Here is a 23,565-nt window from a genome sequence, read left to right as displayed (position 1 = left end):
CCGTCTCAGGCGTAGGTCAGGCGGATCTCGCCGACGCCCTCGATGGCGCCTTCCAGAATGTCGCCGGAGACCACCGCCGCGACGTTTTCCGGCGTGCCGGTCATGATCAGGTCGCCCGGCTTCAGATCCATGAAACGCGACAGATAGGCGATGGTCGCCGACACGTTCCAGATCTGCAGCGAGAGGTCGCTGCTCTGGCGCTCGGTCCCGTTCACCGAAAGCCTGATCGTTCCCTTGTCCGGATGGCCGATCTCGCTCGCCCGGCGCAAGGGCGACATCGGCGCCGAGCCGTCGAAGCCCTTCCCCATCTCCCAGGGCCGGCCCATCTTCTTGGCCTCGCCCTGAAGGTCGCGGCGCGTCATGTCGAGGCCCACCGCATAGCCGAAGACGTGGGACAGGGCCTCCTCCTCGGCGATGTCGGTCCCGCCCTTCCCGATGGCGACAACGAGTTCGATCTCGTGATGCAGGTCCTTCGTCGCGCGCGGATAGGGGATCGTCGAGCCCGACGGCACGTAGGCGTCGGCGGGCTTCATGAAGAAGAAGGGCGGCTCGCGGTCGGGATCGTGCCCGAACTCGCGGGCATGCGCCGCGTAATTGCGCCCCACGCAGTAGATGCGGCGGATCGGGAAGGTATCCCCCGACCCTTCGATCGGCAGCGCCGGCCGGTCCACCGTGGGTATGCTCATGGTCATGTCGGGCAGTCTCCCTGTCGCGGCGTTCTCGCCGGCCTCCCGGTCGTCCCGGGACATATAAGCTGGCGCGCCGTCTGTCTCGACCGGAGCGACGCGGCGCGATGTGCGACGAGCTTACCCCGTTCGGCAGGGCCCGCGCAAAAACCGCCCGGTCCCGGGCCGAGCTTTGGTCGGGCTTTGCTGTCGGGCACGCGGAAGGCGGCTTAACCTTGTGGCATGACGACGAGGACGCATCAGGAACCGGTCATGGATCGAGCGACGTCGCAGGCGACGGTGGAACAGGCGCGCCTCTGGAGCGACGCGCGGGACGGCGCCGGCCGGACGGCGCCCGCCGGCCGCTCTGGCTGGAGCGCGGTCAAGGACCCGCTCTTCACCATCGCGGCGGTCGGGACGATCCTCGCCTGCGTTTTCGGAATCGGTCCCTTCGAGCGCCCGCACGGTTCGCACGAGACTTTCCTGGCCTCGCCCTCGGCCCGCTGATCTCGAGCGAGACCGCGGACCCTCGACGGGCCGGCCGGTCCGGTCCATCCTGATCCCCTCATCGGGACGGAACGGGGCGGACGGGTGACATGACGATACGGGCTCTGGCACCGGGCGACCGCAGCCCATGGAACCGGCTCTGGCAGGGCTATCAGGCGTTCTACAAGGTTTCGATCGCGCCGGAGGTGAGCGACACGACCTTCGCCCGCCTTCTCGACCCGGCCGAGCCGATGCATTGCGCCCTCCTCGACGAAGGGGGCCGAGCCGTCGGGCTGGTCCACTTCATCTTCCATCGCTCGACCTGGACGGAAGGCGACTACGTCTATCTCCAGGACCTCTTCGTCGAAGGCGACCGGCGCGGCGCGGGGCTCGGCCGGCGTCTGATCGAGCATGTCTACGGGGCCGCGAAGGCGAAGGGCGCATCGCGCGTCCACTGGCTGACGCACGAGACAAATACGGACGCGATGCTTCTCTACGACCGGATCGCCGATCGCTCGGGCTTCGTGCAGTACCGGAAAATCTTCTGAGACCTCAGCCCCTGGCCTCCCGCGCGATCCAGTCGCGAAAGAGCGAGAGCGAGGCGCTGTCGTCGCTGCGCTCGGGATAGATCAGCGCGTAGTCCGACCGGCCGGAGAGCGCGCGGTCGGAGACGCGCTTCAGGCGTCCTTGCGCAAGCTGCTCGCACGCCACGATCTCCGGAACGAGGGCGACGCCGAGGCCGGCGCCGGCGGCGGCCAGCATCATGCCGAAATGCTCGAACCGCGCCCCCCTCAGAATGGTGATCGGGTCGAGCCCGGCGTCGCGAAACCAGTCGAGCCACAGCTCGGGACGCGTCGCCTGCTGGAGCAGCGGCAGGCGCGCGATGGCCTCGTCCTCCAGCGCGGCTTCCCCGCCGACGAGAGAAGGCGAGGCGACGGCGATGAGGGTCTCGCCGATCAGCGGCACGACGCGCGTGCCGGGGCCGGCGAGCTCGGCGCGCTGCAGCGCCGCGTCGAAGGGCTCGCGCTCGAAATCGACGCTGCCGAGCCGCGACGCGACGTCCAGCGACAGATGCGGGGCGAGACGCCGGAACGCGGGCAGGCGCGGGATCAGCCAGCTCGCGCCGAAGCTCGGCAGGACGGCGAGGCGCAGGACATCGGCATGGCCGCCGAAGGACATGACGGTGAGTGCGGCGGCGTTCAGCTCGCCGAGCAGCCGGTCGGTGTCGCGGAGCATGGCGCGGCCCGCATCCGACAGGACGAGGCGCCGGCGCACGCGATGGAACAGGCGCACGCCCAACCGCGATTCCAGCGATCCGAGCGCCCGGCTGACCGCGCTCTGCGTAAGGCCGAGGCGCCTGGCCGCCTCGCTGGCCGAGCCCTCCTTGGCGCAGGCGACGAGCGCCTGGAGTTCGGACAGGGTCGGGGTGAAGGATCGCCGCATCGGCGTGTCCTATCACGAACGGCGGATCATGCTGATGCCTTCGAGAGCAGGCGGCGGACCGCGTCGTTCCAGGCCTCGATCCGGCGGGACCTCCGATCCTCCTCCATCGCCGGCTCGAAGCGCCGATCCCGCCTCCAGAGCTTCGAGAAGCCTTCCGCATCGGGCCAGACACCGGCCTTGTGGCCCGCGAGCCAGGCGGCGCCGAGGGCGGTCGTCTCTAGGACGGTCGGCCGATCGACGGGCGCGTCCAGGATGTCGGCGAGGCGCTGCATGGTCCAGTCGCTCGCGACCATCCCGCCGTCGACGCGCAGGACCGTGTCGGAGGCGGCCGGCCAGTCCCGGCGCATCGCGGTCAGGAGGTCGTGGGTCTGGAAGGCGACCGATTCCAGGGCCGCGCGGGCGAAATCGTCCGGCCCCGTGGCGCGGGTGATGCCGAACAGCGCGCCGCGCGCCTCCGGCTCCCACCAGGGCGCGCCGAGCCCGGTGAAGGCCGGGACGAGGATCGGCCCGTCCTCGTCGGCGCGGCTCGCCATGGCGCCGGTCTCCTCGGCGCGCGAGACGATGCCGAGCCCGTCGCGGAGCCATTGCACGGCCGCGCCCGCGATGAAGATCGAGCCTTCGAGGGCGAAGGTGCTCCTGCCGTCCAGCCGGTAGGCGAGGGTGGTGAGGAGCCGGTTCTTCGACGAGACGCGCTCGGACCCGGTGTTCAGCACCGCGAAGCAGCCCGTCCCGTAGGTCGACTTCATCATGCCGGGCGAGAAGCAGGCATTGCCGATGACGGCGGCATGCTGATCGCCCGCCATGCCGCGGATGGGGATCGAGCCTCCGAAGAGGGCGGAGTCCGTCTCCCCGAACTCGGCCGCGCAGTCCATGACCTCCGGCAGGATCGCCATCGGCACGCCGAAGAGGCGGCAGAGCTCCTCGTCCCACTCGTTGCGCGAGATGTCGAAGAGCATCGTGCGGGCGGCGTTGGTGGCGTCGGTGGCGTGGACCCGTCCGCCGGTCAGACGCCAGAGCAGGAAGCTGTCGACCGTCCCGAAGGCGAGGCGGCCGTCCTCGGCCCTGCCGCGCGCTCCTTCGACGTTCTCCAGCAGCCATGAGAGCTTGGTCGCGGAGAAATAGGGATCGACGACGAGGCCGGTGCGCTCGGTGATCAGGGGCTCGGACCCGTCCTCGACGAGCCGGCGGCAGTGCGCGGCGCCTCGCCGGTCCTGCCAGACGATGGCGTGGTGGGCCGGCTCGCCCGTCTCCTGGTCCCAGAGAAGCGCGGTCTCGCGCTGGTTCGTCAGGCCGATGGCGGCGATGTCGCGGGCGGTGAGAGACGCGTCGGCGAGCGCCGCCTTCACGGTGGCGACCACTGTGCGCCAGATGTCCTCCGGGTCGTGCTCGACCCAGCCGGGACGCGGGAAATGCTGGGCGAATTCCTGCTGCCCGACCCCGACGACGCGCAGGGCCTGATCGAAGACGATCGCGCGCGTCGAAGTGGTTCCCTGATCGATGGCGACGACGTAGCCGGACATGGACCCTCCTCCCTTCAGCTCCGCCCGCGACCCTACAGGAGAAGGGCGTCGCGTCTCCAGCCCGGACGGTCGCGGATGCGGGAAGGACGGCTCGTCGCGAAAGGCTCAGTCGTGGCCGTGCCCCTCGTGGGAATGGTCGTGGCCGTCCCCGTGATCATGGTCATGGTCATGCGAGTGATCATGATCGTGGTCGTGACCTTCCGCCCCGCCGTGAACGGCGCCCGAGCCTCCGACCGCGACGATGTTGAACGGCTTGCCCTCGACCACGATCTCGCCGCTCGTCTCGAAGCTTTGCGCATCCACGCGATGGATGACGCCCTTCAATGGGTCGGTGACGAGGATTTCGTCCCGCGCCACCGCGAGGCGCGGACGCGGGTCGCTCCAGTGCCCGTCCATCGAGTAGGGGTCGGTCACCCGAAGCGAAGCGACGATCGCGCCCTCGAGAACGTCGAGCTTGTGGAGCTGTCCGTCCTCGGTCACGACATAGGCGAAGCGCGGCCGTACGGAATCCACCGTGAAGTGGACGCGCCGGGTCGGCAGCTGGACCAGCTTGAAGGCCTTGTCGGCGCTCGGATCGATGACGACGAGGCGGTCCGGCCCGTAATTCCCGATGAAGTACTGCAGCCCGCGCCCGCCGATCACCGTGGACACGCTTCCTTCGGGAAGGTCGTCGGCATAGGCGAGGTGACGGAGCTGCGGGACGCCGTCCTCCTGCGAGACGAGGAGGATGCCCGTGTGGCAGGCGAGGGCGTGGAGGCTGCCCGATCCGGCCGAGCCGTGCAGGCCCGGGCAGGCGACATCCTCGCCGACCTGTTCGCCGTCGAAGCCGACGATTCGGGCGCCGACGGGCCGCTGCGAGGCATCGTCCGGGTTCGGGATCGTCACGACCGCGTGGTCGGCGAAGGGCACGGCGACGCCGTGATGGGCGGCGCCGACATCGATCGTGCGCACCTCCGCGTCCCCGTTCAGAACGCCGCGCTCCGTGACGAATCGCGCCTGCGTCTCGCCGTCGAACCACTGGGCGACATAGCCCTGCCGTTCCACGAAATGCGCCGGCTTCTCCCCCTCCATCGCGAAATCGAGCGCGCGGGCGTCCTCGATCAGGATGTCGGCGTGATCGCCGTGGTCGTCGAAGGCGATGCCGCTGGCGAAGGCCGAGACGTGCCCGGCCCCGCCCTGGACCGCGAAGACCGTTTCCCCGCCGGTGCTGCGGTGAAGCGTCGCCGGGCCCTGCGTCTCGAACGTCTCCAAAAGGTCGCCGTCCACCGCGTCGACGACGCTGACGATGCCGCGCTCGTGGTCGGAGACGAAGAGGCGCCAGGCGGTCGCCTCGTCCGCGAGGGCGGCCGGCGTGAAGAGCGCGGTGGAGAGAAGGAGGGCGGACGTCGAAAGGAGCGAGCGGTTCATCGTGGGTCCTTTGGCGTGGCGATGTGGGGATTGCGATCGCGGGCGGCGGCCGGGGCCGCCCGCCTCGTCAGCGGGCGGTGAGCCCTGCCTGGATCGTCCGGGCGTTGTGGCGCATCATGTCGAGATAGGTCGGCGCTTCGCCGCCCTCGGGCGAGAGGGCGTCGGAGTAGAGCGTTCCGGCCAGCGTCAGGTCCGCCTCGTCCGCGATGCGCTCCACGAGCCGGGAATCGGAGATGTTCTCGGCGAAGGCCGCGACGACGCCGCGCTCGCGGATCTCGCGAATGAGCCCCGCCATGTCGGCGGCCGAAGCCTCGGAATCGGTGGAGACGCCCTGCGGCGAGAGGAAGGCCACGCCGTAGTCGTTCTCGAAATAGCGGAAGGCGTTGTGCGCCATCACGGCGACGCGGCGCTCCTCGGGGATCGCTTCGATCGCCGTGCGGATCTCCGCGTCGAGCGCGTCCAGTTCGGCGGTGTAGGCCGCGGCGTTCGCGCGGTAGGTCTCGCAACCGTCCGCGTCGGCTTCGCAGAAGGCGTCGGCGACGTTGCCGACATAGACCTTCGCGTTGGCGACGGACTGCCAGGCGTGTGGATCGTTCGGTGCGGCGTGGAAGGTCGAGCGGTCGCCGTAGAAATGGTAGTGGCCGCCCTGCGGGTCCTCCAGGATCGTCGCGCCCTCGGTCAGTTCCACGACGCTCGCCTGAGTTCCGCTGGCCTCCACGAGGCGCGTCAGGAAGCCCTCGAAGAGAAGGCCGTTGGTCAGAACGACGTCGGCCCGCGCGAGCGCGATCGCGTCGGCCGGGCGCGGCTCGTAGACATGGGCGTCGCTGTCCGGCCCGACCAGCGTCGTCAGCGCGACGCGGTCGCCGCCCACTTCGCGCGCGAAATCGCCGATGATCGAGAAGGTGGCGACCACGTTCAACGACTGCGCCGCCGCCGGGGCGACGAGTGCGGATGTTATAACGTAGAACGCGGCGGCAGCGGTGCGGACGGACATGCAGATGGTCTCCGGTGGGGGAGGGATCAGGCGGTGCGGTGGGAGGCCGGGCGGCGGTGCGTCAGGATGATGCCGCGCGGGGCCGCCAGGACCGACAAGGCATAGACCACGCCGGCCGACAGGATGATCGCCGGGCCCGAGGGCAGCGAGGCGTGGTAGGAGAGAAGCAGGCCGGCGACGCAGGAGAGGACGCCGATGCCGACCGAAAGGACGCAGAGCGTCTCGATGCGGCTCGCCCAGAAGCGCGCCGCCGCCGCCGGCAGGATCATCAAGCCGACCGAGAGGAGCGTGCCGAGCGCCTGGAAGCCGGCGACGAGGTTGAGGACGACGAGGCCGAGGAACAGGAAGTGCACGGGAGAGCCGAGCCGGGAGACCGAGCGCAGGAAGAGCGGGTCGAGGCATTCGGCGACGAGCGCCCGGCCGAAGACCGCCAGCGCGCCGAGCGTCACCGCCCAGACGAGGCCGATCAGGACGAGCGCGGCCGTGTCGAGCGCCAGGACGGAGCCGAACAGGACGTGCATGAGATCGACGCTCGAGCCGCGCCAGGAGACGAGCACGACGCCGAGCGCGAGCGAGACGAGGTAGAAGGCCGCGAGCGAGGCGTCCTCCTTCTGCACGGTGAGGCGCGCCACCGCGCCCGCGCCGAGCGCGACGAGCGCGCCGGCCAGGAGCCCGCCGATGGTCATCGGCACGATCTGAAGTCCGTAGAGGAGGAAGCCGGCGGCCGCGCCCGGCAGAATGGCGTGCGCCATCGCGTCGCCCGTCAGGCTCATCCGCCGCAGCATCAGGAAGACGCCGATCGGCCCGGCCGACAAGGACAGCATGACCGCGCCCAGAAGCGCGCGCTGCATGAAGGCGAATTCCACGAAGGGCGCGACCAGGAAATCGTAGAGCGCCATGTCACGCGGCCTTGTGGGTCGAATGATCGTGGCCGCCATGGCCGCCGTGCCCATGGTCGTGGCCGTGGTCATGATCGTGCGGCTCGCACCAGGGCGCGGTCTCGTCCCAGGCCTCCTGGAAGCGGCGGGCGCGAAGCAGGTTCTCCGGCTTCAGGGTCTGCACCGCCTCGCCCCAGGCGACGGGCCGGCGGGCGAGCAGAAGCACGTCGGGGAAGTGCGCGCGCACCAGTTCGAGGTCGTGAACGACGACGAGCACCGTCCGGCTCTCCCCGTGCCAGCGCTCGATCAGCGCCACGAGATCGACGAGCGTGCGCGAATCCACCGCGTTGAAGGGCTCGTCGAGAAGGATGAGGTCGGCGTCCTGCACCAGAACGCGGGCGAAGAGCGCGCGCTGGAGCTGGCCGCCCGACAGCGTGTCGAGACCGCGCGCCTCGAAGCCCTCGAGGCCGACCGCCGCCAGGGCGCGGCGCACCGTCTCCCGGTCCTCCGCGGTATGTCGCCGGAAGAAGCCCCGGCGCGGCCAGAGGCCCAGCGAAACGAGATCGACGACGCGCGCGGGGAAGCTGCGGTCGAGCTCCGACTGCTGCGGCAGATAGGCGATCCGCGAGCCGGCGCAGATGTCCACCGCGCCGCCCATGGGCTTCAGAAGGCCGACGATGCCCTTCAGGAGAGTCGACTTGCCCGATCCGTTGGCGCCGACCACGGCCGTCAGCGAGCCGCGCGCGACCTGCCCGTCCAGATGGTGGACGGCCGGGTGGCTGCGATAGCCGAGTGTCAGGTCTCGGAACGTGATGGCGGCGTCGGGCATGATGGAGCGGTCGTTCGCACCGGTCGATCTCGGGAGCGACTGTTACTATATAACGTGACGGCCGGATGCAACCGTCGGGTTCGCGCTTCGACGGCACGGCGCTTCCCTCCGGGCGCCAGCTTGGCTATACGGGCCGCCCTTCTTCGAACCGCGTCCGCTTCGTCCGCGCCGTCCGCCGCGCGCCGGGCCGCACGCGTTCCGTCCGCTCGCCCAAGGCCAGATCCGATGTCCGCACCCTTCTTCCCCGGCCTCGATTTCGGGACCACCAATTCCACGCTCGCGCTCGCGGGCCCCGGCCAGACGCCGCGTCTGGTGACGCTGGAGGGCGATCATCGCACGCTTCCCTCCGCCCTCTTCTTCAGCCTGGAGGACGGCAGCACCCATTTCGGCCGCTCGGCCGTGCATGAATATGTCGACGGTGCCGAAGGGCGCTTCATGCGCGCGCTCAAGAGCATCCTCGGCTCCTCGCTGATGAAGGAGACGACGGCGGTCGGGCGCGAGCGCATGACCTTCGAGGGGCTGATCGCCCGCTTCCTGCAGCATCTGAAGGACCGGCTGGAAACAGAGACCGGCGAGGCCGCCGGTCCGATCGTGTTCGGCCGTCCGGTGCGCTTCGTCGACGAGGACGACGTCGCCGACCGGCGCGCGGAGGAGGAGCTGGCGCGCGCCGCCAGATCCGTCGGCTTCGGCCATGTGGAGTTCCAGTTCGAGCCCGTCGCCGCCGCCCTCTACGCCGAGCGGCAGCTTTCCGACGAGCGGCTCGCCCTCGTCGTCGACATCGGCGGCGGCACGTCGGACTTCACGCTGGTGCGCCTGTCGCCCGAGCGCGCCAAGTCGCTCGACCGGCGCGACGACATCCTGGCGACGGGCGGCGTCCATGTCGGCGGCACGGATTTCGACCGGCTTCTCAACATCGCGCGCATGCAGCCGCTGCTCGGCCTCGGCTCCTTCACCAAGGACGGCAAGCGCGAGATGCCGCGCTGGTACTTCAACGATCTGGCGACCTGGCACCGCGTGAACCTTCTCTATACGCCGAAGGTGAAGCGCGACGTGCACGAGCTGACGCGCGAGGCGGCGGAGCCTGAGAGGCTGGAGCGGCTCGCCCATGTCCTGGAGCATCGCTCCGGCCACCGGCTGGCGGGCGCCGTGGAACGCGCCAAGATCGCGCTGACCGACGCGCAAGAGACGCAGATCCGCCTGTCCGAGCCGGGCCTCGACCTTTCCGCTCCGGTGCGGCGCGACGATTTCGAGAAGGTGGTCGGCGAGCTGACGGACCGCATCGCGCGCGCGGTGGATGCGGTCCTCGAGGCTGCGGGGGTCTCGCCGGAGGCCGTCGAGACCGTGATCCTGACCGGCGGCGGCGCGGAGGTGCCGGCAGTTCGCCGCGCAGCGCTCTCGCGCTTTCCGCATGCGGAGGTCACGCGCTCCGACGCCTTCGGCTCCGTCGGGCTGGGCCTTGCGCTGGATGCGGCGCGCCGCTTCGCCTGATCCGGCCCGACGTGCGGAGCGAAATGGCGCGCTTCGTCTATCGTGATCGGATGCCCCGCTCTATGAACGGGGCATCGAAACACGGGAGACCCTCATGACGCAGCTCGATCTCGCCACCGCGCGCACCATCCTCGCCGCCAGCCTCAAGAAGGCCGGCGAACTCGGACTGAAGCCGCTGACCGTCGCCGTGCTCGATGCCGGCGGCGCGCTTCTGGCGCTGGAGCGTCAGGACGGCTCGTCGCGCATGCGGCCCGAGATCGCGGTGGGCAAGGCCTATGGCGCGGTCCAGCTCGGCATGGGTTCGCGGGCGATCTTCGCGCGCGCCGAGCAGCAGCCCTTCTTCGTACAGTCGATGAACGCGCTGGCCGGGGGCTCGCTGGTGCCGGTTCCGGGCGGCGTCCTGATCCGCGACGGAAAGGGCGGCGCGATCATCGGCGCGGTCGGCATCACGGGCGACACTTCGGACAATGACGAGGCGGCCGCCGTCGCCGGCATCGAGGCCGCTGGCCTGACGGCCGACCACGGCTGAAACCGTCCGGCTCGACAGTGAAAAGGGGGCGCTTCGGGCGCCCCCTTCTTTTTGTGCCGTCGGTCTTTCCCGGTTCAGGCCGGATCGGGCGAGGCGACGTAGAGCGCGGTGGAGGGCGCCGTCATCAGGATCTGGTAGCGTTCGAACTGCGCCAGGACGTCCGCGAGGATGTCGTCCTTGGAGAAGTCCATGACCTCGTAGCCTCGGCTGCCGTCCGAGAAGACGGTGCGCGCGGACCAGATCTGGCGCCGCTTGGCCGCCGACCGCGAGACCTCCGCCGCCGAGAAGGCCGGCGCCAGATGCGGGGTGGGCTCCACGCCGTAGACGAAGTTGCGCGTGGCCTCGGCCGTGACGGTCAGCGTCGCGCTGCCGTCCTCGCCCTTCTCCACGCTCGCCTCGAAGCCGCGGCTGCGCAGCGCCCGCTCCACGTCGACGAGGGCCGGATGGACGACGCGCTCGATGAAGCCGAGCACTTCCGGCTTCGTCGGCTCGTGCAGGATGGCGTTCAGCCGCGCCTGCCACGTCATGGCGCGGACCGGCACCGCCGGCAGCGCCTGCCTGTGCTCCACGAGCCGGGCCATGTCGGCATGCATGCCGCGCACCAGACCGAAGGCGAGGGCGAGCAGGATGACGGCGAAGGGCAGAGCGGAGATCAGCGTCATGGTCTGCAGGGCCGTGAGGCCGCCGGCCAGAAGCAGAAGCGCCGCGACGACGCCCTCCATCGAGCACCAGTAGATGCGCTGCCAGGCCGGCGTGTCGTCGGCACCGCCCGAGGCGATTGTGTCGACCACCATCGAGCCGGAATCAGAGGAGGTGACGAAGAAGACCGAAACCAGAAGGATGCCGATGATCGAGGTGACCGTGGACAGCGGCAGATATTCGAGGAACTGGAACAGGGCGACGGAGACGTCGGCCCCGACCGCCGCCGAGATGGCGCCGGCGGCCTGGTTCATGTCGAGCGAGATCGCCGTGTTTCCGAAGACCGTCATCCAGAAGAAGGTGAAGGCGGAGGGGACGAAGAGGACGCCGAGGACGAACTGGCGCACGGTCCGCCCGCGCGAGATGCGCGCGATGAACATGCCGACGAAGGGGGACCAGGAGATCCACCACGCCCAGTAGAAGAGCGTCCAGTCCGACAGCCAGGTGCGCGGCTCGTAGGCGTAGAGGCGGAAGGTGCGCTCGAGGAAATTGTCGAGATAGAGGCCCGTGTTCTGAACGAAGGCGCGGAACAGGAACTCCGTCGGCCCCATCACGAGCACGAACAGCATCAGCAGGACCGCCAGGACCAGATTGGTCTCCGACAGGCGGCGGATGCCGACGTCGAGGCCCGACATGACGGAGAGGGTCGCCAGCCCCGTCACGACGGCGATCAGGACGAGCTGCACCGGCACGCTCTGGGGAAGGCCGACGAGATAGTTCAGGCCCGCGTTGATCTGCAGGATGCCCAGCCCGAGCGAGGTGGCGATGCCGAAGACGGTCGAGCAGATGGCGAAGATGTCCACCGCGTCGCCGATCGGCCCCTGGATGCGGTCTTTCAGGAGCGGATAGAGGCCGGAACGGATGGTCAGCGGAAGATTGTAGCGGAAGGAGAAATAGGCGAGCGAGAGGCCGACGACGGCGTAGATCGCCCAGGCGTGGACGCCCCAGTGGAAGTAGGTGATCGACATGGCCTGACGCGCCGCGTCGATCGTGCCGGGTTCCGCCTCGGGCGGCACCGAATAGTGGAGCACCGGCTCCGCCACGCCGTAGAACATCAGGCCGATGCCCATGCCGGCAGCGAACAGCATCGCGAGCCAGCTGATGTAGCTGTATTCGGGCTCGGCGTCGTCCGGGCCGAGCTTCAGCCGCCCGTAGCGGCTCATGGCGAGGAACAGGACGGTGAAGACGAAGATGCCGACGGCCAGGAGGTAGAACCAGCCGAAGCTGTCCAGGATGCGTCCCTGAACGGCGCTGAAGAGGTTCGCCGCGCCGTCCGGAAAGACCACGCCGACGATCACGATCAGGCCGATGATCACGCTGGATATGAAGAAGACAGGACGGTTGATCGTCGCTTGCATGGGTCACTCGATATGCGCCGGGCCGGTGCCACACACCTGCCACGAATTGGACATCTTCCAGGAAAGGTAGCGTAGCTAACGATCCGGCAACCCCGGAGGGCCGACTTCGCCCGGCGGCGAAAGCGTCAGAGCTGGCTCTCGAACAGGCTCCAGAACCGGTCGAGAAGCTTCTGGCGCAGCGGCCGCGCCTCCCATTCGGCGAGCGTCACCTCTCGCGACAGGGCGAGGTCGGCCTCGAAGATGTCGATCTGCGTGCGGGCGAACTCGGCATCGTAGACGTTGACGTTCAGCTCGTCGTTCAGCCGGAAGGAGCGCTCGTCGAAATTGACCGAGCCGATGGAGGCGAAGCCCTCGTCCACGATCAGGACCTTGGGGTGGTACATGGTCGGCTCGTATTCGAAGATCCGCACGCCGGCTTCGAGGAGAGGGCCCCAGGCCTGCCGCGAGGCGTGACGCACCATCGTCACGTCCTGATGCTCGCCCGGCAGCACGATCTCGACGGTGACGCCGCGCTCGCGCAGCTGCAGGAACTGGTCGATCGCCAGCTGGTTCGGCACGAAATAGGCCATGGAGATGCGCACGTGCCGCTCGGCCGAGGCCAATGCCATGAGGACGGCGAGATGAGCGCTCTCCGAGCCCGAGCGGGCCGAGGTCTTCATCGGCTGGGTCGCGACCTCGCCATCGGGATCGACGACGGGAAAGTAGCGCTCCCCCTTCAGAACCTCGCCCGTCGCCTCCAGCCAGTTCTCCGCGAAGGCGGATTGCAGGCCGGCGACCGCGGGACCCTGGAGGCGGTAGTGATTGTCGCGCCATTCGTCGGGATGGCGCGCGTCGCCCGTCCATTCGTCACCGATCCCGACGCCGCCGGTGAACCCGACCGTGCCGTCCGTGACCAGGATCTTGCGGTGGGTGCGGTGGTTCCAGCGGTCCAGCGTGTGCCAACTCAGCGGCCGGAAGAGCGCGACGCTCGCCCCGGCCTCTTCCAATTGGTCGACGAGGGCCGTGTCCATGGGCGCGGCGCCGACCGCGTCGAGGATGATCCGCACCTCCACGCCTTCGCGGGCCTTGGCGGAGAGCGCCTCGGCGAAGCGCTCGGCGATCTGGCCGTCCCAGTAGATGTAGGTCTCGAAATTGACGGTCTCGCGCGCGCCTTCGATGGCGCCCAGCATGGCGGGGAAGATCTCGTCGCCGTTGACCAGCGTCTGGATGCTCGTTCCGCGATCGATCCGCGCGCCGAGAATGCCCTCCATCGTCAGCGAAAATTGCGGGTCGGAGACCCCGAAGGCGTGCTGGACGGGACGCTCCAGATAGCGCTGCTCGGGCACGAGATTGAAGATCGCGACGGTCGCCAGCGCGCCGAGGAGGAGGCAGCCGAAGGCGATCGTCCAGCGGTTGGAAAGGAAGGTCTTCATCGTCATCGCGCGCCCGTTCCGCCCTTCACGCGCGATGGTCTCCTCGCTCGTCGAGCGCGGGAGATATGCCGAAAGGCGCGGGCGTCGAGGGCGCCGCCCGGCGCTCAGTGCGTCCTGACTTCGCGCCACCAGATGTAGAGGCCGCTCGCGACCAGGATCGCCGTTCCCGCCACGATCGCCGGATGCAGCGGGTCGCCGAAGACGAGAACGCTGAAGAGCGCCGCGACGAGCACTTGGGCGTAGAGGAAGGGCGACAGCAGGGAGGCCGGCGCATGGGCGAAGGCACGCACGAGGCAGACATGCGAGACCGAACCGATCAGCCCGGCGGCGACCATCAGCGCCAGGACCGCGGGCTCGGGTGTCTGCCAGCTTGGGGCGACGAGCGCCGTCAGGACGACCGCGCCGACCGCCGTGGTGTTGAACTGCGTGGAGGCCGCATCGTCCGCGCCGGCCAGCCGGCGCGTCAGGAGGAGATAGGCGGCATTCAGAACGGATGCCGCGACGGCGAAGAGGATCGCCGGATCGGCGCCGTTCGAACCCGGCCGCACGATGAGAAGAACGCCCAGAAACCCGAAAAGAACGGCGCCGGTGCGGTGGATGCCGATGCGCTCGCCCAAAAAGAGCACCGAGAAGACGGTGACGAGGATCGGCGAGAGGAAGAGCGTCGCCGTCGCGTCCGCGAGCGGCACGCTCGAAAGCGCCGTGTACATGCACAAGGTCGCCGAGAGCAGCGCGCCGCCGCGCGCCAGCTGCAGCAGCGGATGCCGCGTCTTCAGGAAGCCGAAGCCGTTGCGGCTCGCCAGGACCGCCGTGACCGCGATCGTCTGCGAGACGTAGCGCCCCCAGACGACCATCAGGACGGGCACGAGCGTCGTCAGATGCTTGCCGACCATGTCCATCGTGGCGAAGAGCGAGCCGGCGAGGATCGTCAGCACGATTCCGGCCAGAAGATTCGTGCGGTCCATGCCGTTCCGTTCGATGGGGCGCAGGCTGTCGGTAAAGGGGCGCCGATGCACCCACCGTAAGGCGGCCGAAGCTTTATGGCTCCTTCTATCAGCGCTTCTGCGAAAGCGCAGCGCCTTTCGCGGGGCCGCGCCGGCCTATCGCATGGCGGCGACCGTTCCCGGCTGGCCCATCAGAAGGTCCTGCTTCCAGGACGCGACCGAATCGCCACCGGTTCCGGTGGCGAAGGTTTCGAAGGGCGCCCATTCGCCGCCGTCGGTGCGCGTCACGATATCCGCGCCGATGGCGCGCAGAAGCGGAATGCCGCCCGCCACGTCCCAGACGTTCGGCATGATCTGGAGCGAGCCGGTGAGGAGGCCGGCGGCGACGAAGGAGCATTCGATCGCCGAGGAGCCGGTGCGCCGCCCTTCCAGTGCCGCGCCGGGCGCCAGCCCCGTCTGAGGCATGCCGACGAGGCGGCGGTGGACGTTCTGGCGATCGACGGCGACGATCTTCTCCTCGTCGAAGTAGAGCGGTCCGCCCTCGCGCGAATGGTAGACGCCCTGACGCAGCGCATGGCTGGTGGAGCACCAGACCGCGCCGACGACCGGAACGCCGGCCCGCACGACGCCGATGGAGGCGGCGAAGAGCGGAAAGCCGTTGACGAAATTGGCCGTGCCGTCGACCGGGTCGATCACCCAGGTGTAGTCCGACGACCCCTTGGTCTCCTCGACCTCCTCGCCGATGATCCCGTGGTCGGGGAACCGATCCGCGAGCCTTGCGCGAAGGACCGCCTCCACCGCCTGATCGACCTCGGAGACCGGATCGCGGAACACCGCCTCCTCGTCCTCCGTCAGCTTCTTGTAGCGGATGGCGAGCGTGCGGCCGAGCGAGCCGACGATCTGAGCTCCCGCGAGCTGGGCCAGCTCGAAGGCCAGCGACTGGATGGCGGCGAGTTCGCCGTCGGTCTCTCTCATGACGCGCGCACCTTCTTGATCTCGACGGAGGTCGAAAGGGCGCGGATGTCGTCGAGCTTTCCGGTTCCGCGTCCGTGACGGGTAACGTTGAGCGCCCCGGCCGCCGTGGCAAGGCGCAACGCCTCCACGCCGGTCATTCCGCAGGCGAGGGCGACGGCGAGCGCGGCCGTCATCGAATCGCCGGCGCCCGTCGGGTCGTTGGGCGTCAGCGTCGGTCCGATGGCCTCCAGAAGCTCGCCCTCCATGAGCGCGAGGCATCCCGCGCCCGCTCGGCTGACGACGATGGACGCGGCCTTGCCGCGCAGGGCGTCCATCGCCGCGATCAGGGACGCCTCGCTGTCGTCCTGCGCCAGCCCGGCGGCCTGAAGCTCCTCGTGGCTCACCTTGAGGATGTCGAGGCCGTCCTCGATCGCCTCCAGGACGGTACCGGCGACGTCGGCGACGATCTTGACCTTGTTGGCCTTCAGATCCTTCACCAGCCGCCCGTAGACGGCGGGCGGCATGACCTCGCCGTCCGGAATGCCCGTGATGACGGCCGTGCCGCATCGGATGCCTTCGGCGAGCATGGCGTTGTGGAGGTCGTCGACCTCGTGCCGGTCGAGGCGCGGCGGCCGGGAATTGGCGATCTCCACGCGGCTGCCGCCCCGGCGGTCGTTGACGTAGCCGCCGTTCGAGCCGCGGATGGGAACGGAGCGCAGCTGGATTCCCTCGCCCCGCGCCAGAGCCTCGATGACGTGCCGCTGGTCTCCGCCGAAGGGTCCGACGAGCGTGGCCTCCCGGCCGAGTCCCTCGATCATCCGGGCGACCCAGACGCCCTGTCCCCCGGCGTGGAGGTAGATCTCGTCGCCCTGGGCCAGATGTTCGATGGTGACGGTGAAGAGCGGCCAGGGAGAGAAGACGGCGATGTCGCTGCACGCGTCGAGGGAGCCAGCGCGGGAGGGGGCGTCGTTCGGAGCGGGGGAAGGGGTCGGCATGGAGGTCCGGACTAAGTTGTGGTCGTGTCCGGTAAGTCGCGACGCCGCCGGTGGTTGCGGCGGCGTCGTTCGATGAGTGCAGGCTCGCCGTCCGCGCGGGGCGGAGGTCCTACTGGCGACGGATGCGCTCGGCGGTCGCCTCGCAGGCCTCCACGTGCCGCAGCAGCGCGTCGGTGGACAGGATCGGGGCGATGGAGCGGATGTTGCGTCCCTGCAGTTCGGGCAGGCCCTGCAGGACCTGAAGACGCTCGAGGAGTTCGGCTCGGCTCATGGGAACCTCCAAGCTCTGTGCCGGTGTCATGGACCTTCCGGCCGCGACGGCTGCGCGGGCGGAAGGGGTCGCGCCGGAGCGGGAGGCTCCGACGGCTGGCATGCGCGGCAGCACCCTGTCCGGGTGAGCCGGCAACGCGTTGGAAGCGGCCCGGCACCGCTCGGTGCCGGCCCGCCCGGTGTTTCGTCAGGCGGCCGCCGAGCGCGGCACGACCCCGGTCATGCCCGGCAGCTCGATATCGACCTCCAGGGTCGAGATCTGGTCGCGCCGGTCCATCTTGACCTTCACCTTCTCGCGGTCGATCGACACGTGCTTGGCGATCACCGCGAGGATTTCCTCGCGCAGGGTCGCCACGAGATCGGACTGGCCGATCGTGGCGCGCTCGTGGGCGAGAAGCACCTGGAGACGCTCGCGCGCGGCGGGCGCGGTGTCCTGGCGCTTCTGGAAGAAGCCGAAAAGGTTCATGCCGCCTTCCTTCCGAAGAGTTTGCCGAAGAGACCGGCCTTGCGGTCGCTCGGAACTGCCATGGGAATGGTCTCGCCCTTGAGGCGACGCGCCGCGTCGATATAGGCGCGGGCCGGCGCGCAGCCGGCGTCGGACAGGGTGACCGGCGCGCCCAGATTGGAGGCGCGCAGGACGTCGGCGCTCTCGGGGATGATGCCGAGGAGCGGGATCGACAGGATTTCCAGGACGTCGTCGACCTTCAGCATGTCGCCGCGCTCGGCGCGCAGGGCGTCGTAGCGGGTGAGAAGGAGGTGCTTCTCCATGCGCTCGCCGCGCTCGGCCTTCTCGGTCTTGGAATCGAGCAGCCCGATGATGCGGTCCGAATCGCGCACCGAGGAGACCTCGGGATTGGTGACGACGACCGCGACGTCGGCATGGCGCATCGCGAGGGTCGCGCCGCGCTCGATGCCGGCCGGCGAATCGCAGATGACCCAGTCGAAGCGCTCGCGCAGCTCGTCCATGACGCGGGCCACGCCCTCGGCGGTCAGATTGTCCTTGTCGCGGGTCTGCGAGGCCGGAAGGAGATGCAGCGTCTCGCAGCGCTTGTCGCGGATCAGCGCCTGGGCGAGCTTGGCGTCGCCCTGGACCACGTTGATGAGGTCGTAGACCACGCGCCGCTCGGCGCCCATCACCAGATCGAGATTGCGCAGGCCGACGTCGAAATCGACGACGACGACGCTCGCCCCGCCCTGCGCCAGCGCCGCGCCGAGCGCCGCCGTGGAGGTCGTCTTGCCGACGCCGCCCTTGCCCGACGTGACCACCATCACCTTTGCCATGTCACGGCATCCTTTTCGTTCGTGTTCGTTTCGCGCCGGTATCAGGCCAAGGAGGCGGCCATGAGGGCGTCGCCCTCCAGCCAGGCCTGAATCGGCTTGCCGACGAGATCGGGTTGAATGTCCTCGGCCGTCTTGTAGAGGCCGTCGATCGCCATCAGCTCGGCTTCGAGCTTGCGGCAGAAGATGCGCGCGTTGGGGTTTCCGGCCGAGCCGGCGAGCACGCGGCCGCGCAGCGCGCCGTAGACGTGGATCGAGCCCCCGGCGATGATCTCGGCCCCGGAGGCCACCGAGCCGAGGACCGTGACGTCGCCCTCGGGGAAGATGATCGACTGGCCCGAGCGCACCGATTCCTCGATGATGAGCGAATGCGACTGGGGCACGGCCGCCACGGTGACGGCGCGCGGCGCCTCGGCGGCCTTCGCGCCGGCCGGGGAGGGGGCGGCGGCCGCCTCCTCGCCCTCGGGCACCTCGATCTCCCCGGCCGGCCGGCCGCCGCGCATCTCGGGCGGCATGCCGGGGCCGAGCTGGGAGGGCAGGGCGCCTTCGATGCCCATGATGCGCACGTTGCGCCTGGTCAGTTCCTCGACCAGCGAGGCGAGTTCGTCCCGGCTGACCTTCAATCCCGCGACGTCGAGGATGATCGGCCTTCCCAGGAAGAAGCCGGTCGAGCGGCGCGCCAGGTCGTCCAGCCCCGCCAGCCATTCGGAGAACGGCAGTTCCGGCGAGAGCGCCAGGGCGAGGAAGGAGCGGCCGCGCAGGCGGACGGCTTTCTTGGAGCTCAACGGTTCGGTCATCTTCGTTAACGTTTGGTTTCGAACCGACAGTCGCACCCGATCCTTAACGGGAGCTTAACCCGGCGATCGGGACGCCGCCTGGGGCGATGGCGGATGCGCCCAAGCGGGTGTCGCCCCGACGCCGCCGGCATCGCGCACGGCGGCGCTCCCGCAGCCGCACCGCACCGCTAGTCAGAACCCGCCGACCACCGGCTCTGAGCCCGACTGCCCGGTGCGGACGGATCAGCGTCGGCACACGTCCGCGCTCGGCACCTTCCGCGCCTCGACGGGGCTACCAGCGTGCTCCGAGCCCGATGTCGCGACCGAAGCGAAACGAGGCCTTGCGGGACGGGGCGCGGTTTTGGTACAGAGCCCGGCACGCCGAAAGGCGACGACCACCGGGCCCCTGTGGCCCGACGCTTTCTGAAGCGCGCTCGGCCATGCGGCCCTGGCGTTTCACCTCGGACGGAGAGGTGGCAGAGTGGTTGAATGCACCGCACTCGAAATGCGGCATACGGGCAACCGTATCGGGGGTTCAAATCCCTCCCTCTCCGCCATTTAGGGTTCACACTCCGCCAATTCCAAAACCCCGGCTCTTCCGGGATTCTGCTCATCGGGGCGCCCTACTAAGGGTGGCCGAAACGTGCGTGGATCGGGTGGTGTATCGAGCATTGTATCGTTGCCGACAGGGGCGGACGGCCCTCGCCGGCGCGTCGCGTCCCGCGGTCCCGAGCCCAATCTCGTGCGGTGCGGCACGAGCTACCTCTTCCAGATTCGGCTGCCGATCGCGCTCGGCGGCGGCCGGGCAACGCCGCCGATCCGGATCGGCATCGGTGCGCGTCCGGCGCATGACGCGCGGCGCATCGCCGGCATCCTTGCAGCACTCGCGCGCGCCGAGTTCGCTCGGATCGAGGCCCGCCGTATGAGCGAGGACGACGCGAAAGGCCCCGTGCCCGAGATCGAGCCGATGTTCTCCGGTGACGACCCGAAGCAGGTCATGATCGAGATGCGCGGGTACATGAAGGTTATGTACCAGCGGATCAAAGGGGAACTGCCCGAACCCCACCGAAGTACGACGTCAATCCGAATACTGGTGAGCCGGAGGGCACAGGACGGACGAAGCGGGTGGCGAGAAACAGTGTGCATCTGTCAACGGACCATCCGTCACGTCTGCGCTTCCGCTCCCTCGGACGTTCAAGCCGGGGCAATTGAAGCCAAGCTGGAAGCGGCGACCGTCGATAGACCGGATCGCCGCTTCCAATTTTCGCACCTTCCATCGGGACCAAGGGGCTTGTACGTGTTGTCGTCTTCAAGCCTTAAGTTGCTAGAGTAGAGGTTCTACACTTCGCGCCTGGACGGCTATGCGTTTTTCCAGCGTGGATAGAGCCGAACAGTTCGAAAGCCCGCATTGGTGGTCAGTCGACGAATTCGCAACCTGCTTCGATCAACACCTTATCGACTCAGGAGCGATCGACATCGACTTGGGAGCGATCGACGGTTCCGGCCGTCGTCTCCTCTATCTGCCGCGTCTCGGCGTCGTTCTTCTTCCGAGTGCGAGCGAGGACGTCTTCCGTGCCTGAACGAAGCACCGAGACGACGCCGTCGAAATCGCCGAGGATGGAGATCGCCCAGTTCGATCGTCATGCCTTCGATGGCGCTTGGAAATCCGTCTCGTTAGCCCCTTCGCGATAAAGGGCGCGGTGGGTCACACCTGTGGCGTAGACCGGCAAGTTGCGCAAGGCGAATCGGCAGCGTCGAGGATGGCGCCGTAGAGGACGAAGCCGGCCACGCCGCGGCCGACCGCGTGGGCGGGCATCAGCTCGCCCATCAGCGAGTTGGTCGGGTCAGCCTTTGCCGACGGCGCGGTTCAAACCCATGGTCCGCTCCACGAGGACGACGATCAAAAGCGTTCCGAGGATCAGGAACACCGAGGCCGCCGCCACCAACGGGTCGGAGCGGGTGTCAACATAGCGGTAGAGCTCGACGGGCAACGTGGTGATCCGCGGGCCGACGACGAAGAGCGAGATCACGACCTCGTCGAAGGAGACGAGGAAGGCGAGGGCCGCGGACGCGACGATGCCGGGTGTCATCAGGGGCAGCGTCACACGGCGAAAGACGGCGAGGGGCTTGGCGCCGAGGCTCGCGGCAGCTTCCTCCACGGAAGGCGGAAGGGTGGAGAGCGCGGTGACAAGGACACGCAGAGCGTAGGGCAGCGTCACGACGAGATGGGCGAGGACGAGGCCGTGGAAGGTCGCGACGAACTGCACCTCGACGAAGACGATCAGGATGGCGAGGCCAAGCACGATCGAGGGCAGGAGCAGCGGCGCGGTAAAAAGCGAGAGCAGCGCGTCGCGCCCGACGAAGGGGATGCGCGCCATGGCGTAGGCCGCCGGGATGGCGATGACGAGGGAGAGCACCGTCACGACGGTCGCCAGACCGAGGCTCGTCCAGAGCGCCCCGATCAGCACCCGGTTCTGCGGCAGGGCCGCGTACCAGCGAAGACTCCAGGAGGAGGGCGGGAAGGTCATGAAGTTGTCGCCGGAGAAGCTCATCGGCACGACGAGGAGGACCGGCGCGAGCAAGAAGACGAAGAGCAGCGCGACGAGGAGGGTGAAGGGGACGGAGTTCTTCTTTTCCATGACCGGTCCTTCAGTCCAGCGCCTTCACGACGCGCGAGTAGACGACGAGGGCGGCGCCGAAAATCACGAGGACGAGCATCGAAAGCGTCGCGGCGAGCGGCCAGTTCAACAGGACGATCGCCTGATCGTAGATTTCAGTGGCGAGAAGAAACACCCGGCCTCCGCCGAGGAGCTTGGGCGTCACGAAGGAGGAGATCGACAGGACGAAGACGAGAAGGCAGCCGAGCGCGATCCCGGGTGCGGTCAGCGGGATGGTGACGCGCCACAGGATCGTCCAGCGCCTGGCCCCGAGCGACTGCGCGGCGTCCTCCAGATTGGCGTCGAGCCGTCCGAACCCCGCCATCAGCGACAGGATCATGTAGGGCATCAGGATCTCGACGAGCCCGACCACCACGCCGAAATCGTTGAATATCAGCCGCATCGGCCGCTCGATCAGGCCGAGGCTCACGAGCGTCGCGTTGATCAGCCCCTGGTCGGACAGGATGATGATCCAGCCGTAGGTGCGAACGACAGCGCTGACGAGGAGCGGCGAAATGACAAGGAGGACGAGAAGGCTTTTCCAGCGCGGCTGCGCCCGGTGGATGAAGAGCGCGATCGGATAGGACAGGACGAGCGTCGCGAGCGTGATGATCGTGCAGAGGTAGAGCGAGTTCCAGACGAGCTCGAGATAGAAGCCATCGGTCATCACGCCGAGATAGTTGGAAAGCGTCAGCGTCTCGGAAATCGCGCCGCCCGCGATCGGCTCGTTGAAGCTCATCCGCAAGAGGCTGAGCGTCGGCCACAGGAACGAGATGGCGTTGACGAGGATGATCGGCAGGATCAGGAGGGCGATCGTGCGCGTCTGCGCGAAGCTCGAGCCGATCCCGCCCTCCGCGACCCCCGCGCTCACCGCTCGCCTCCCTGGGAGAAGAGGAGCGTATCCTCGGGCGACCAGTCGAGATGGACGCGGTCGCCGGCCGCGAAGGTGCGGCGCCCGCCGCCGGTGGCATGCTCGACCTGAAGCGCCGAGCCGCCGACGTCGACGGCGTATTCGACGATGTCGCCGATATAGGTCGCGCGGGTGACCGTGCCGGCAGCCGCGTTGAGCCCGCCCGAAGTGGCGGGTGTGTCGGAAATGCGGATCCGGTGCGGGCGCACCATCAGCGTCGCCACGCCCGAAGCCGGCGAGCCGGCGCGCGGTCGGAACCGGTGGGCGCCGATCTCCACCGCGCCGTCCGCTCCCACACGGCCCGGCAGCTTGTTGATGCGCCCGACGAACTCGGCGACGAACGGGGTCGCGGGGTCCTCGTAAATCTCGTTCGGCGTGCCGATCTGCGCCAGCCGCCCGCCCTCCATGACCGCGATGCGGTCGCACATGGACAGGGCCTCGACCTGGTCGTGCGTGACGAAGACGGTAGTGATGCCGAGGCGCTGCTGGATGTCGCGGATCTCGACCCTCATCTGGTCTCGCAGCTTGGCGTCAAGATTCGACAGCGGCTCGTCGAGGAGCAGGATGCTCGGCTCGACGACGAGGGCGCGGGCGAGCGCGACGCGCTGCTGCTGGCCGCCGGAGAGTTCGCGGGGCCGGCGCTCGGAGAGATGGCCGAGCTGGACGAGGTCGAGCGCCGCCTTCACGCGGCGTGCGATGTCCGCCTTCGGGACCTTCCGCATCTCCAGCCCGAAGGCGACGTTGCGGGCGATCGTCATGTGCGGGAAGAGCGCGTAGCTCTGAAAGACGAGCCCCATGTCGCGCGAATGGGCGGGAAGGTTCTGCACCTCCCGCCCATCGACGAGGATGCGCCCTGAACTCGCCGCGATGAGTCCGGCGATCATGCGCAGCGTCGTCGTCTTGCCGCAGCCGGAAGGGCCGAGGAGGGCGATCAGCTCGCCCCGCCGCACCTCCACGTTCAGCTTCTGCACGACCGAGACCGCGGCGTAGTTCTTGACGAGGTCGACGAGCCGCAGATGCGCCTCGCCGTCTTCCGTCCTGTCCCGTCCGTTCCGTGCTTCGAGCGATGGGGT

25 protein-coding genes and 1 tRNA gene are annotated in these 23,565 nt (G+C 68.8%); 7 read left to right on the top strand and 19 right to left on the bottom strand.

Translation table 11 applies throughout. From position 1 onward, the window contains the following. Positions 1-5: 5 nt before the first annotated feature. Positions 6-692, bottom strand: coding sequence for a fumarylacetoacetate hydrolase family protein (locus AC6R2M_RS15420; RefSeq protein WP_500483638.1), 687 nt, complete (start codon positions 690-692; stop codon positions 6-8). A gap of 246 nt (positions 693-938) precedes the next feature. On the opposite strand from AC6R2M_RS15420, the gene AC6R2M_RS15415 reads away from it, so the two are divergent. Both AC6R2M_RS15415 and AC6R2M_RS15410 read left to right on the top strand, forming a co-directional pair. After that, on the top strand, positions 939-1,172 hold the full coding sequence (locus tag AC6R2M_RS15415; protein WP_500483636.1) for a hypothetical protein: 234 nt from the start codon (positions 939-941) through the stop codon (positions 1,170-1,172). A gap of 89 nt (positions 1,173-1,261) precedes the next feature. Beyond that, positions 1,262-1,699: a GNAT family N-acetyltransferase gene (locus tag AC6R2M_RS15410; protein ID WP_500483634.1), complete on the top strand. Its 438-nt coding sequence runs from the start codon at positions 1,262-1,264 to the stop codon at positions 1,697-1,699. A 4-nt stretch (positions 1,700-1,703) separates the two neighbouring features. Here AC6R2M_RS15410 and AC6R2M_RS15405 read toward each other — a convergent pair whose 3' ends face one another. The 6 genes from AC6R2M_RS15405 to aztA all read right to left on the bottom strand — a co-directional run bounded on the left by AC6R2M_RS15405 (position 1,704) and on the right by aztA (position 8,222). Next, positions 1,704-2,594, bottom strand: coding sequence for a LysR substrate-binding domain-containing protein (locus AC6R2M_RS15405; protein ID WP_500483632.1), 891 nt, complete (start codon positions 2,592-2,594; stop codon positions 1,704-1,706). Between the two features lie 26 nt (positions 2,595-2,620). Further along, positions 2,621-4,114, bottom strand: coding sequence for a glycerol kinase GlpK (gene glpK, locus AC6R2M_RS15400; protein ID WP_500483630.1), 1,494 nt, complete (start codon positions 4,112-4,114; stop codon positions 2,621-2,623). Positions 4,115-4,219: 105 nt separating this feature from the next. Further along, positions 4,220-5,521, bottom strand: a complete 1,302-nt coding sequence (gene aztD, locus AC6R2M_RS15395) for a zinc metallochaperone AztD (protein ID WP_500483628.1) — start codon at positions 5,519-5,521, stop codon at positions 4,220-4,222. Positions 5,522-5,588: 67 nt separating this feature from the next. Next, positions 5,589-6,515 (bottom strand): zinc ABC transporter substrate-binding protein AztC, encoded by a 927-nt coding sequence (aztC, locus tag AC6R2M_RS15390; RefSeq protein WP_500483626.1) that lies wholly within the window; start codon positions 6,513-6,515, stop codon positions 5,589-5,591. Between the two features lie 26 nt (positions 6,516-6,541). Continuing rightward, positions 6,542-7,414: a zinc ABC transporter permease AztB gene (gene aztB, locus AC6R2M_RS15385; protein ID WP_500483624.1), complete on the bottom strand. Its 873-nt coding sequence runs from the start codon at positions 7,412-7,414 to the stop codon at positions 6,542-6,544. A 1-nt stretch (position 7,415) separates the two neighbouring features. Then, positions 7,416-8,222 carry a zinc ABC transporter ATP-binding protein AztA gene (gene aztA, locus AC6R2M_RS15380; RefSeq protein WP_500483622.1) on the bottom strand — a complete coding sequence of 269 codons (807 nt, stop codon included), beginning with the start codon at positions 8,220-8,222 and terminating at the stop codon, positions 7,416-7,418. Positions 8,223-8,447: 225 nt separating this feature from the next. On the opposite strand from aztA, the gene AC6R2M_RS15375 reads away from it, so the two are divergent. Together AC6R2M_RS15375 and AC6R2M_RS15370 are read left to right on the top strand one after the other, a co-directional pair. Continuing rightward, on the top strand, positions 8,448-9,710 hold the full coding sequence (locus AC6R2M_RS15375) for an Hsp70 family protein (protein ID WP_500483620.1): 1,263 nt from the start codon (positions 8,448-8,450) through the stop codon (positions 9,708-9,710). Positions 9,711-9,804: 94 nt separating this feature from the next. Beyond that, positions 9,805-10,239 carry a GlcG/HbpS family heme-binding protein gene (locus AC6R2M_RS15370; RefSeq protein ID WP_500483618.1) on the top strand — a complete coding sequence of 145 codons (435 nt, stop codon included), beginning with the start codon at positions 9,805-9,807 and terminating at the stop codon, positions 10,237-10,239. A 74-nt stretch (positions 10,240-10,313) separates the two neighbouring features. Here the strand turns inward: AC6R2M_RS15370 and AC6R2M_RS15365 are convergent, their stop codons facing one another. The 9 genes from AC6R2M_RS15365 to minC all read right to left on the bottom strand — a co-directional run bounded on the left by AC6R2M_RS15365 (position 10,314) and on the right by minC (position 18,946). Next, positions 10,314-12,296 (bottom strand): BCCT family transporter, encoded by a 1,983-nt coding sequence (locus AC6R2M_RS15365; protein WP_500483616.1) that lies wholly within the window; start codon positions 12,294-12,296, stop codon positions 10,314-10,316. 125 nt (positions 12,297-12,421) lie between these two features. After that, the gene (locus AC6R2M_RS15360; protein WP_500483614.1) at positions 12,422-13,714 is read right to left on the bottom strand and encodes a phospholipase D-like domain-containing protein; all 1,293 of its coding nucleotides are present in this window, start codon (positions 13,712-13,714) and stop codon (positions 12,422-12,424) included. A 98-nt stretch (positions 13,715-13,812) separates the two neighbouring features. After that, on the bottom strand, positions 13,813-14,673 hold the full coding sequence (locus AC6R2M_RS15355; RefSeq protein WP_500483612.1) for a DMT family transporter: 861 nt from the start codon (positions 14,671-14,673) through the stop codon (positions 13,813-13,815). Between the two features lie 135 nt (positions 14,674-14,808). Continuing rightward, positions 14,809-15,627: an inositol monophosphatase family protein gene (locus AC6R2M_RS15350; protein WP_500483610.1), complete on the bottom strand. Its 819-nt coding sequence runs from the start codon at positions 15,625-15,627 to the stop codon at positions 14,809-14,811. Further along, positions 15,624-16,601 (bottom strand): 1-phosphofructokinase family hexose kinase, encoded by a 978-nt coding sequence (locus AC6R2M_RS15345; RefSeq protein WP_500483608.1) that lies wholly within the window; start codon positions 16,599-16,601, stop codon positions 15,624-15,626. The genes AC6R2M_RS15350 and AC6R2M_RS15345 overlap by 4 nt, the downstream gene beginning before the upstream one ends. Positions 16,602-16,710: 109 nt before the next feature. Then, positions 16,711-16,872 (bottom strand): hypothetical protein, encoded by a 162-nt coding sequence (locus AC6R2M_RS15340; protein ID WP_500483606.1) that lies wholly within the window; start codon positions 16,870-16,872, stop codon positions 16,711-16,713. A gap of 186 nt (positions 16,873-17,058) precedes the next feature. After that, positions 17,059-17,337 carry a cell division topological specificity factor MinE gene (gene minE / locus AC6R2M_RS15335; protein ID WP_500483604.1) on the bottom strand — a complete coding sequence of 93 codons (279 nt, stop codon included), beginning with the start codon at positions 17,335-17,337 and terminating at the stop codon, positions 17,059-17,061. Continuing rightward, positions 17,334-18,152 (bottom strand): septum site-determining protein MinD, encoded by an 819-nt coding sequence (minD, locus tag AC6R2M_RS15330; protein ID WP_500483602.1) that lies wholly within the window; start codon positions 18,150-18,152, stop codon positions 17,334-17,336. The genes minE and minD overlap by 4 nt, the downstream gene beginning before the upstream one ends. Before the next feature lie 41 nt (positions 18,153-18,193). Further along, positions 18,194-18,946: a septum site-determining protein MinC gene (minC, locus tag AC6R2M_RS15325; protein ID WP_500483600.1), complete on the bottom strand. Its 753-nt coding sequence runs from the start codon at positions 18,944-18,946 to the stop codon at positions 18,194-18,196. Positions 18,947-19,392: 446 nt separating this feature from the next. Between minC and AC6R2M_RS15320 the strand changes: the two genes are divergently transcribed. The 3 genes from AC6R2M_RS15320 to AC6R2M_RS15310 all read left to right on the top strand — a co-directional run bounded on the left by AC6R2M_RS15320 (position 19,393) and on the right by AC6R2M_RS15310 (position 20,505). Then, a tRNA-Ser gene (locus AC6R2M_RS15320) sits at positions 19,393-19,482 on the top strand. An 86-nt stretch (positions 19,483-19,568) separates the two neighbouring features. Then, positions 19,569-20,258, top strand: a complete 690-nt coding sequence (locus AC6R2M_RS15315; protein WP_500483598.1) for a hypothetical protein — start codon at positions 19,569-19,571, stop codon at positions 20,256-20,258. A 28-nt stretch (positions 20,259-20,286) separates the two neighbouring features. After that, the gene (locus tag AC6R2M_RS15310) at positions 20,287-20,505 is read left to right on the top strand and encodes a hypothetical protein (RefSeq protein WP_500483596.1); all 219 of its coding nucleotides are present in this window, start codon (positions 20,287-20,289) and stop codon (positions 20,503-20,505) included. 264 nt (positions 20,506-20,769) lie between these two features. Here the strand turns inward: AC6R2M_RS15310 and AC6R2M_RS15305 are convergent, their stop codons facing one another. Genes AC6R2M_RS15305 through AC6R2M_RS15295 form a run of 3 tightly spaced genes read right to left on the bottom strand, consistent with a single transcriptional unit; the run spans position 20,770 to position 23,508 of the window. Beyond that, positions 20,770-21,564 (bottom strand): ABC transporter permease, encoded by a 795-nt coding sequence (locus AC6R2M_RS15305; RefSeq protein ID WP_500483594.1) that lies wholly within the window; start codon positions 21,562-21,564, stop codon positions 20,770-20,772. 10 nt (positions 21,565-21,574) lie between these two features. After that, entirely contained in the window at positions 21,575-22,453 is an 879-nt protein-coding gene (locus AC6R2M_RS15300; RefSeq protein WP_500483592.1) for an ABC transporter permease, read from the bottom strand. Further along, the gene (locus AC6R2M_RS15295) at positions 22,450-23,508 is read right to left on the bottom strand and encodes an ABC transporter ATP-binding protein (protein ID WP_500487625.1); all 1,059 of its coding nucleotides are present in this window, start codon (positions 23,506-23,508) and stop codon (positions 22,450-22,452) included. The genes AC6R2M_RS15300 and AC6R2M_RS15295 overlap by 4 nt, the downstream gene beginning before the upstream one ends. Between the last annotated feature and the right edge of the window lie 57 nt (positions 23,509-23,565).

The sequence above is a fragment of the Aureimonas sp. CAS genome (assembly GCF_059838215.1).
This window is presented reverse-complemented; position numbering and strand designations above follow the sequence as displayed.

Coding starts and splice junctions, on each gene's coding strand:
- AC6R2M_RS15340 (WP_500483606.1), bottom strand. CDS start 16,872: ATGAGCCGAGCCGAACTCCTCGAGCGTCTTCAGGTCCTGCAGGGCCTG.
- AC6R2M_RS15345 (WP_500483608.1), bottom strand. CDS start 16,601: ATGCCGACCCCTTCCCCCGCTCCGAACGACGCCCCCTCCCGCGCTGGC.
- minE (WP_500483604.1), bottom strand. CDS start 17,337: ATGAACCTTTTCGGCTTCTTCCAGAAGCGCCAGGACACCGCGCCCGCC.
- minD (WP_500483602.1), bottom strand. CDS start 18,152: ATGGCAAAGGTGATGGTGGTCACGTCGGGCAAGGGCGGCGTCGGCAAG.
- aztB (WP_500483624.1), bottom strand. CDS start 7,414: ATGGCGCTCTACGATTTCCTGGTCGCGCCCTTCGTGGAATTCGCCTTC.
- AC6R2M_RS15370 (WP_500483618.1), top strand. CDS start 9,805: ATGACGCAGCTCGATCTCGCCACCGCGCGCACCATCCTCGCCGCCAGC.
- AC6R2M_RS15310 (WP_500483596.1), top strand. CDS start 20,287: ATGCGTTTTTCCAGCGTGGATAGAGCCGAACAGTTCGAAAGCCCGCAT.
- minC (WP_500483600.1), bottom strand. CDS start 18,946: ATGACCGAACCGTTGAGCTCCAAGAAAGCCGTCCGCCTGCGCGGCCGC.
- aztC (WP_500483626.1), bottom strand. CDS start 6,515: ATGTCCGTCCGCACCGCTGCCGCCGCGTTCTACGTTATAACATCCGCA.
- AC6R2M_RS15350 (WP_500483610.1), bottom strand. CDS start 15,627: ATGAGAGAGACCGACGGCGAACTCGCCGCCATCCAGTCGCTGGCCTTC.
- AC6R2M_RS15415 (WP_500483636.1), top strand. CDS start 939: ATGGATCGAGCGACGTCGCAGGCGACGGTGGAACAGGCGCGCCTCTGG.
- aztA (WP_500483622.1), bottom strand. CDS start 8,222: ATGCCCGACGCCGCCATCACGTTCCGAGACCTGACACTCGGCTATCGC.
- AC6R2M_RS15355 (WP_500483612.1), bottom strand. CDS start 14,673: ATGGACCGCACGAATCTTCTGGCCGGAATCGTGCTGACGATCCTCGCC.
- AC6R2M_RS15360 (WP_500483614.1), bottom strand. CDS start 13,714: ATGACGATGAAGACCTTCCTTTCCAACCGCTGGACGATCGCCTTCGGC.
- AC6R2M_RS15405 (WP_500483632.1), bottom strand. CDS start 2,594: ATGCGGCGATCCTTCACCCCGACCCTGTCCGAACTCCAGGCGCTCGTC.
- AC6R2M_RS15410 (WP_500483634.1), top strand. CDS start 1,262: ATGACGATACGGGCTCTGGCACCGGGCGACCGCAGCCCATGGAACCGG.
- AC6R2M_RS15420 (WP_500483638.1), bottom strand. CDS start 692: ATGACCATGAGCATACCCACGGTGGACCGGCCGGCGCTGCCGATCGAA.
- aztD (WP_500483628.1), bottom strand. CDS start 5,521: ATGAACCGCTCGCTCCTTTCGACGTCCGCCCTCCTTCTCTCCACCGCG.
- AC6R2M_RS15365 (WP_500483616.1), bottom strand. CDS start 12,296: ATGCAAGCGACGATCAACCGTCCTGTCTTCTTCATATCCAGCGTGATC.
- AC6R2M_RS15305 (WP_500483594.1), bottom strand. CDS start 21,564: ATGGAAAAGAAGAACTCCGTCCCCTTCACCCTCCTCGTCGCGCTGCTC.
- AC6R2M_RS15375 (WP_500483620.1), top strand. CDS start 8,448: ATGTCCGCACCCTTCTTCCCCGGCCTCGATTTCGGGACCACCAATTCC.
- glpK (WP_500483630.1), bottom strand. CDS start 4,114: ATGTCCGGCTACGTCGTCGCCATCGATCAGGGAACCACTTCGACGCGC.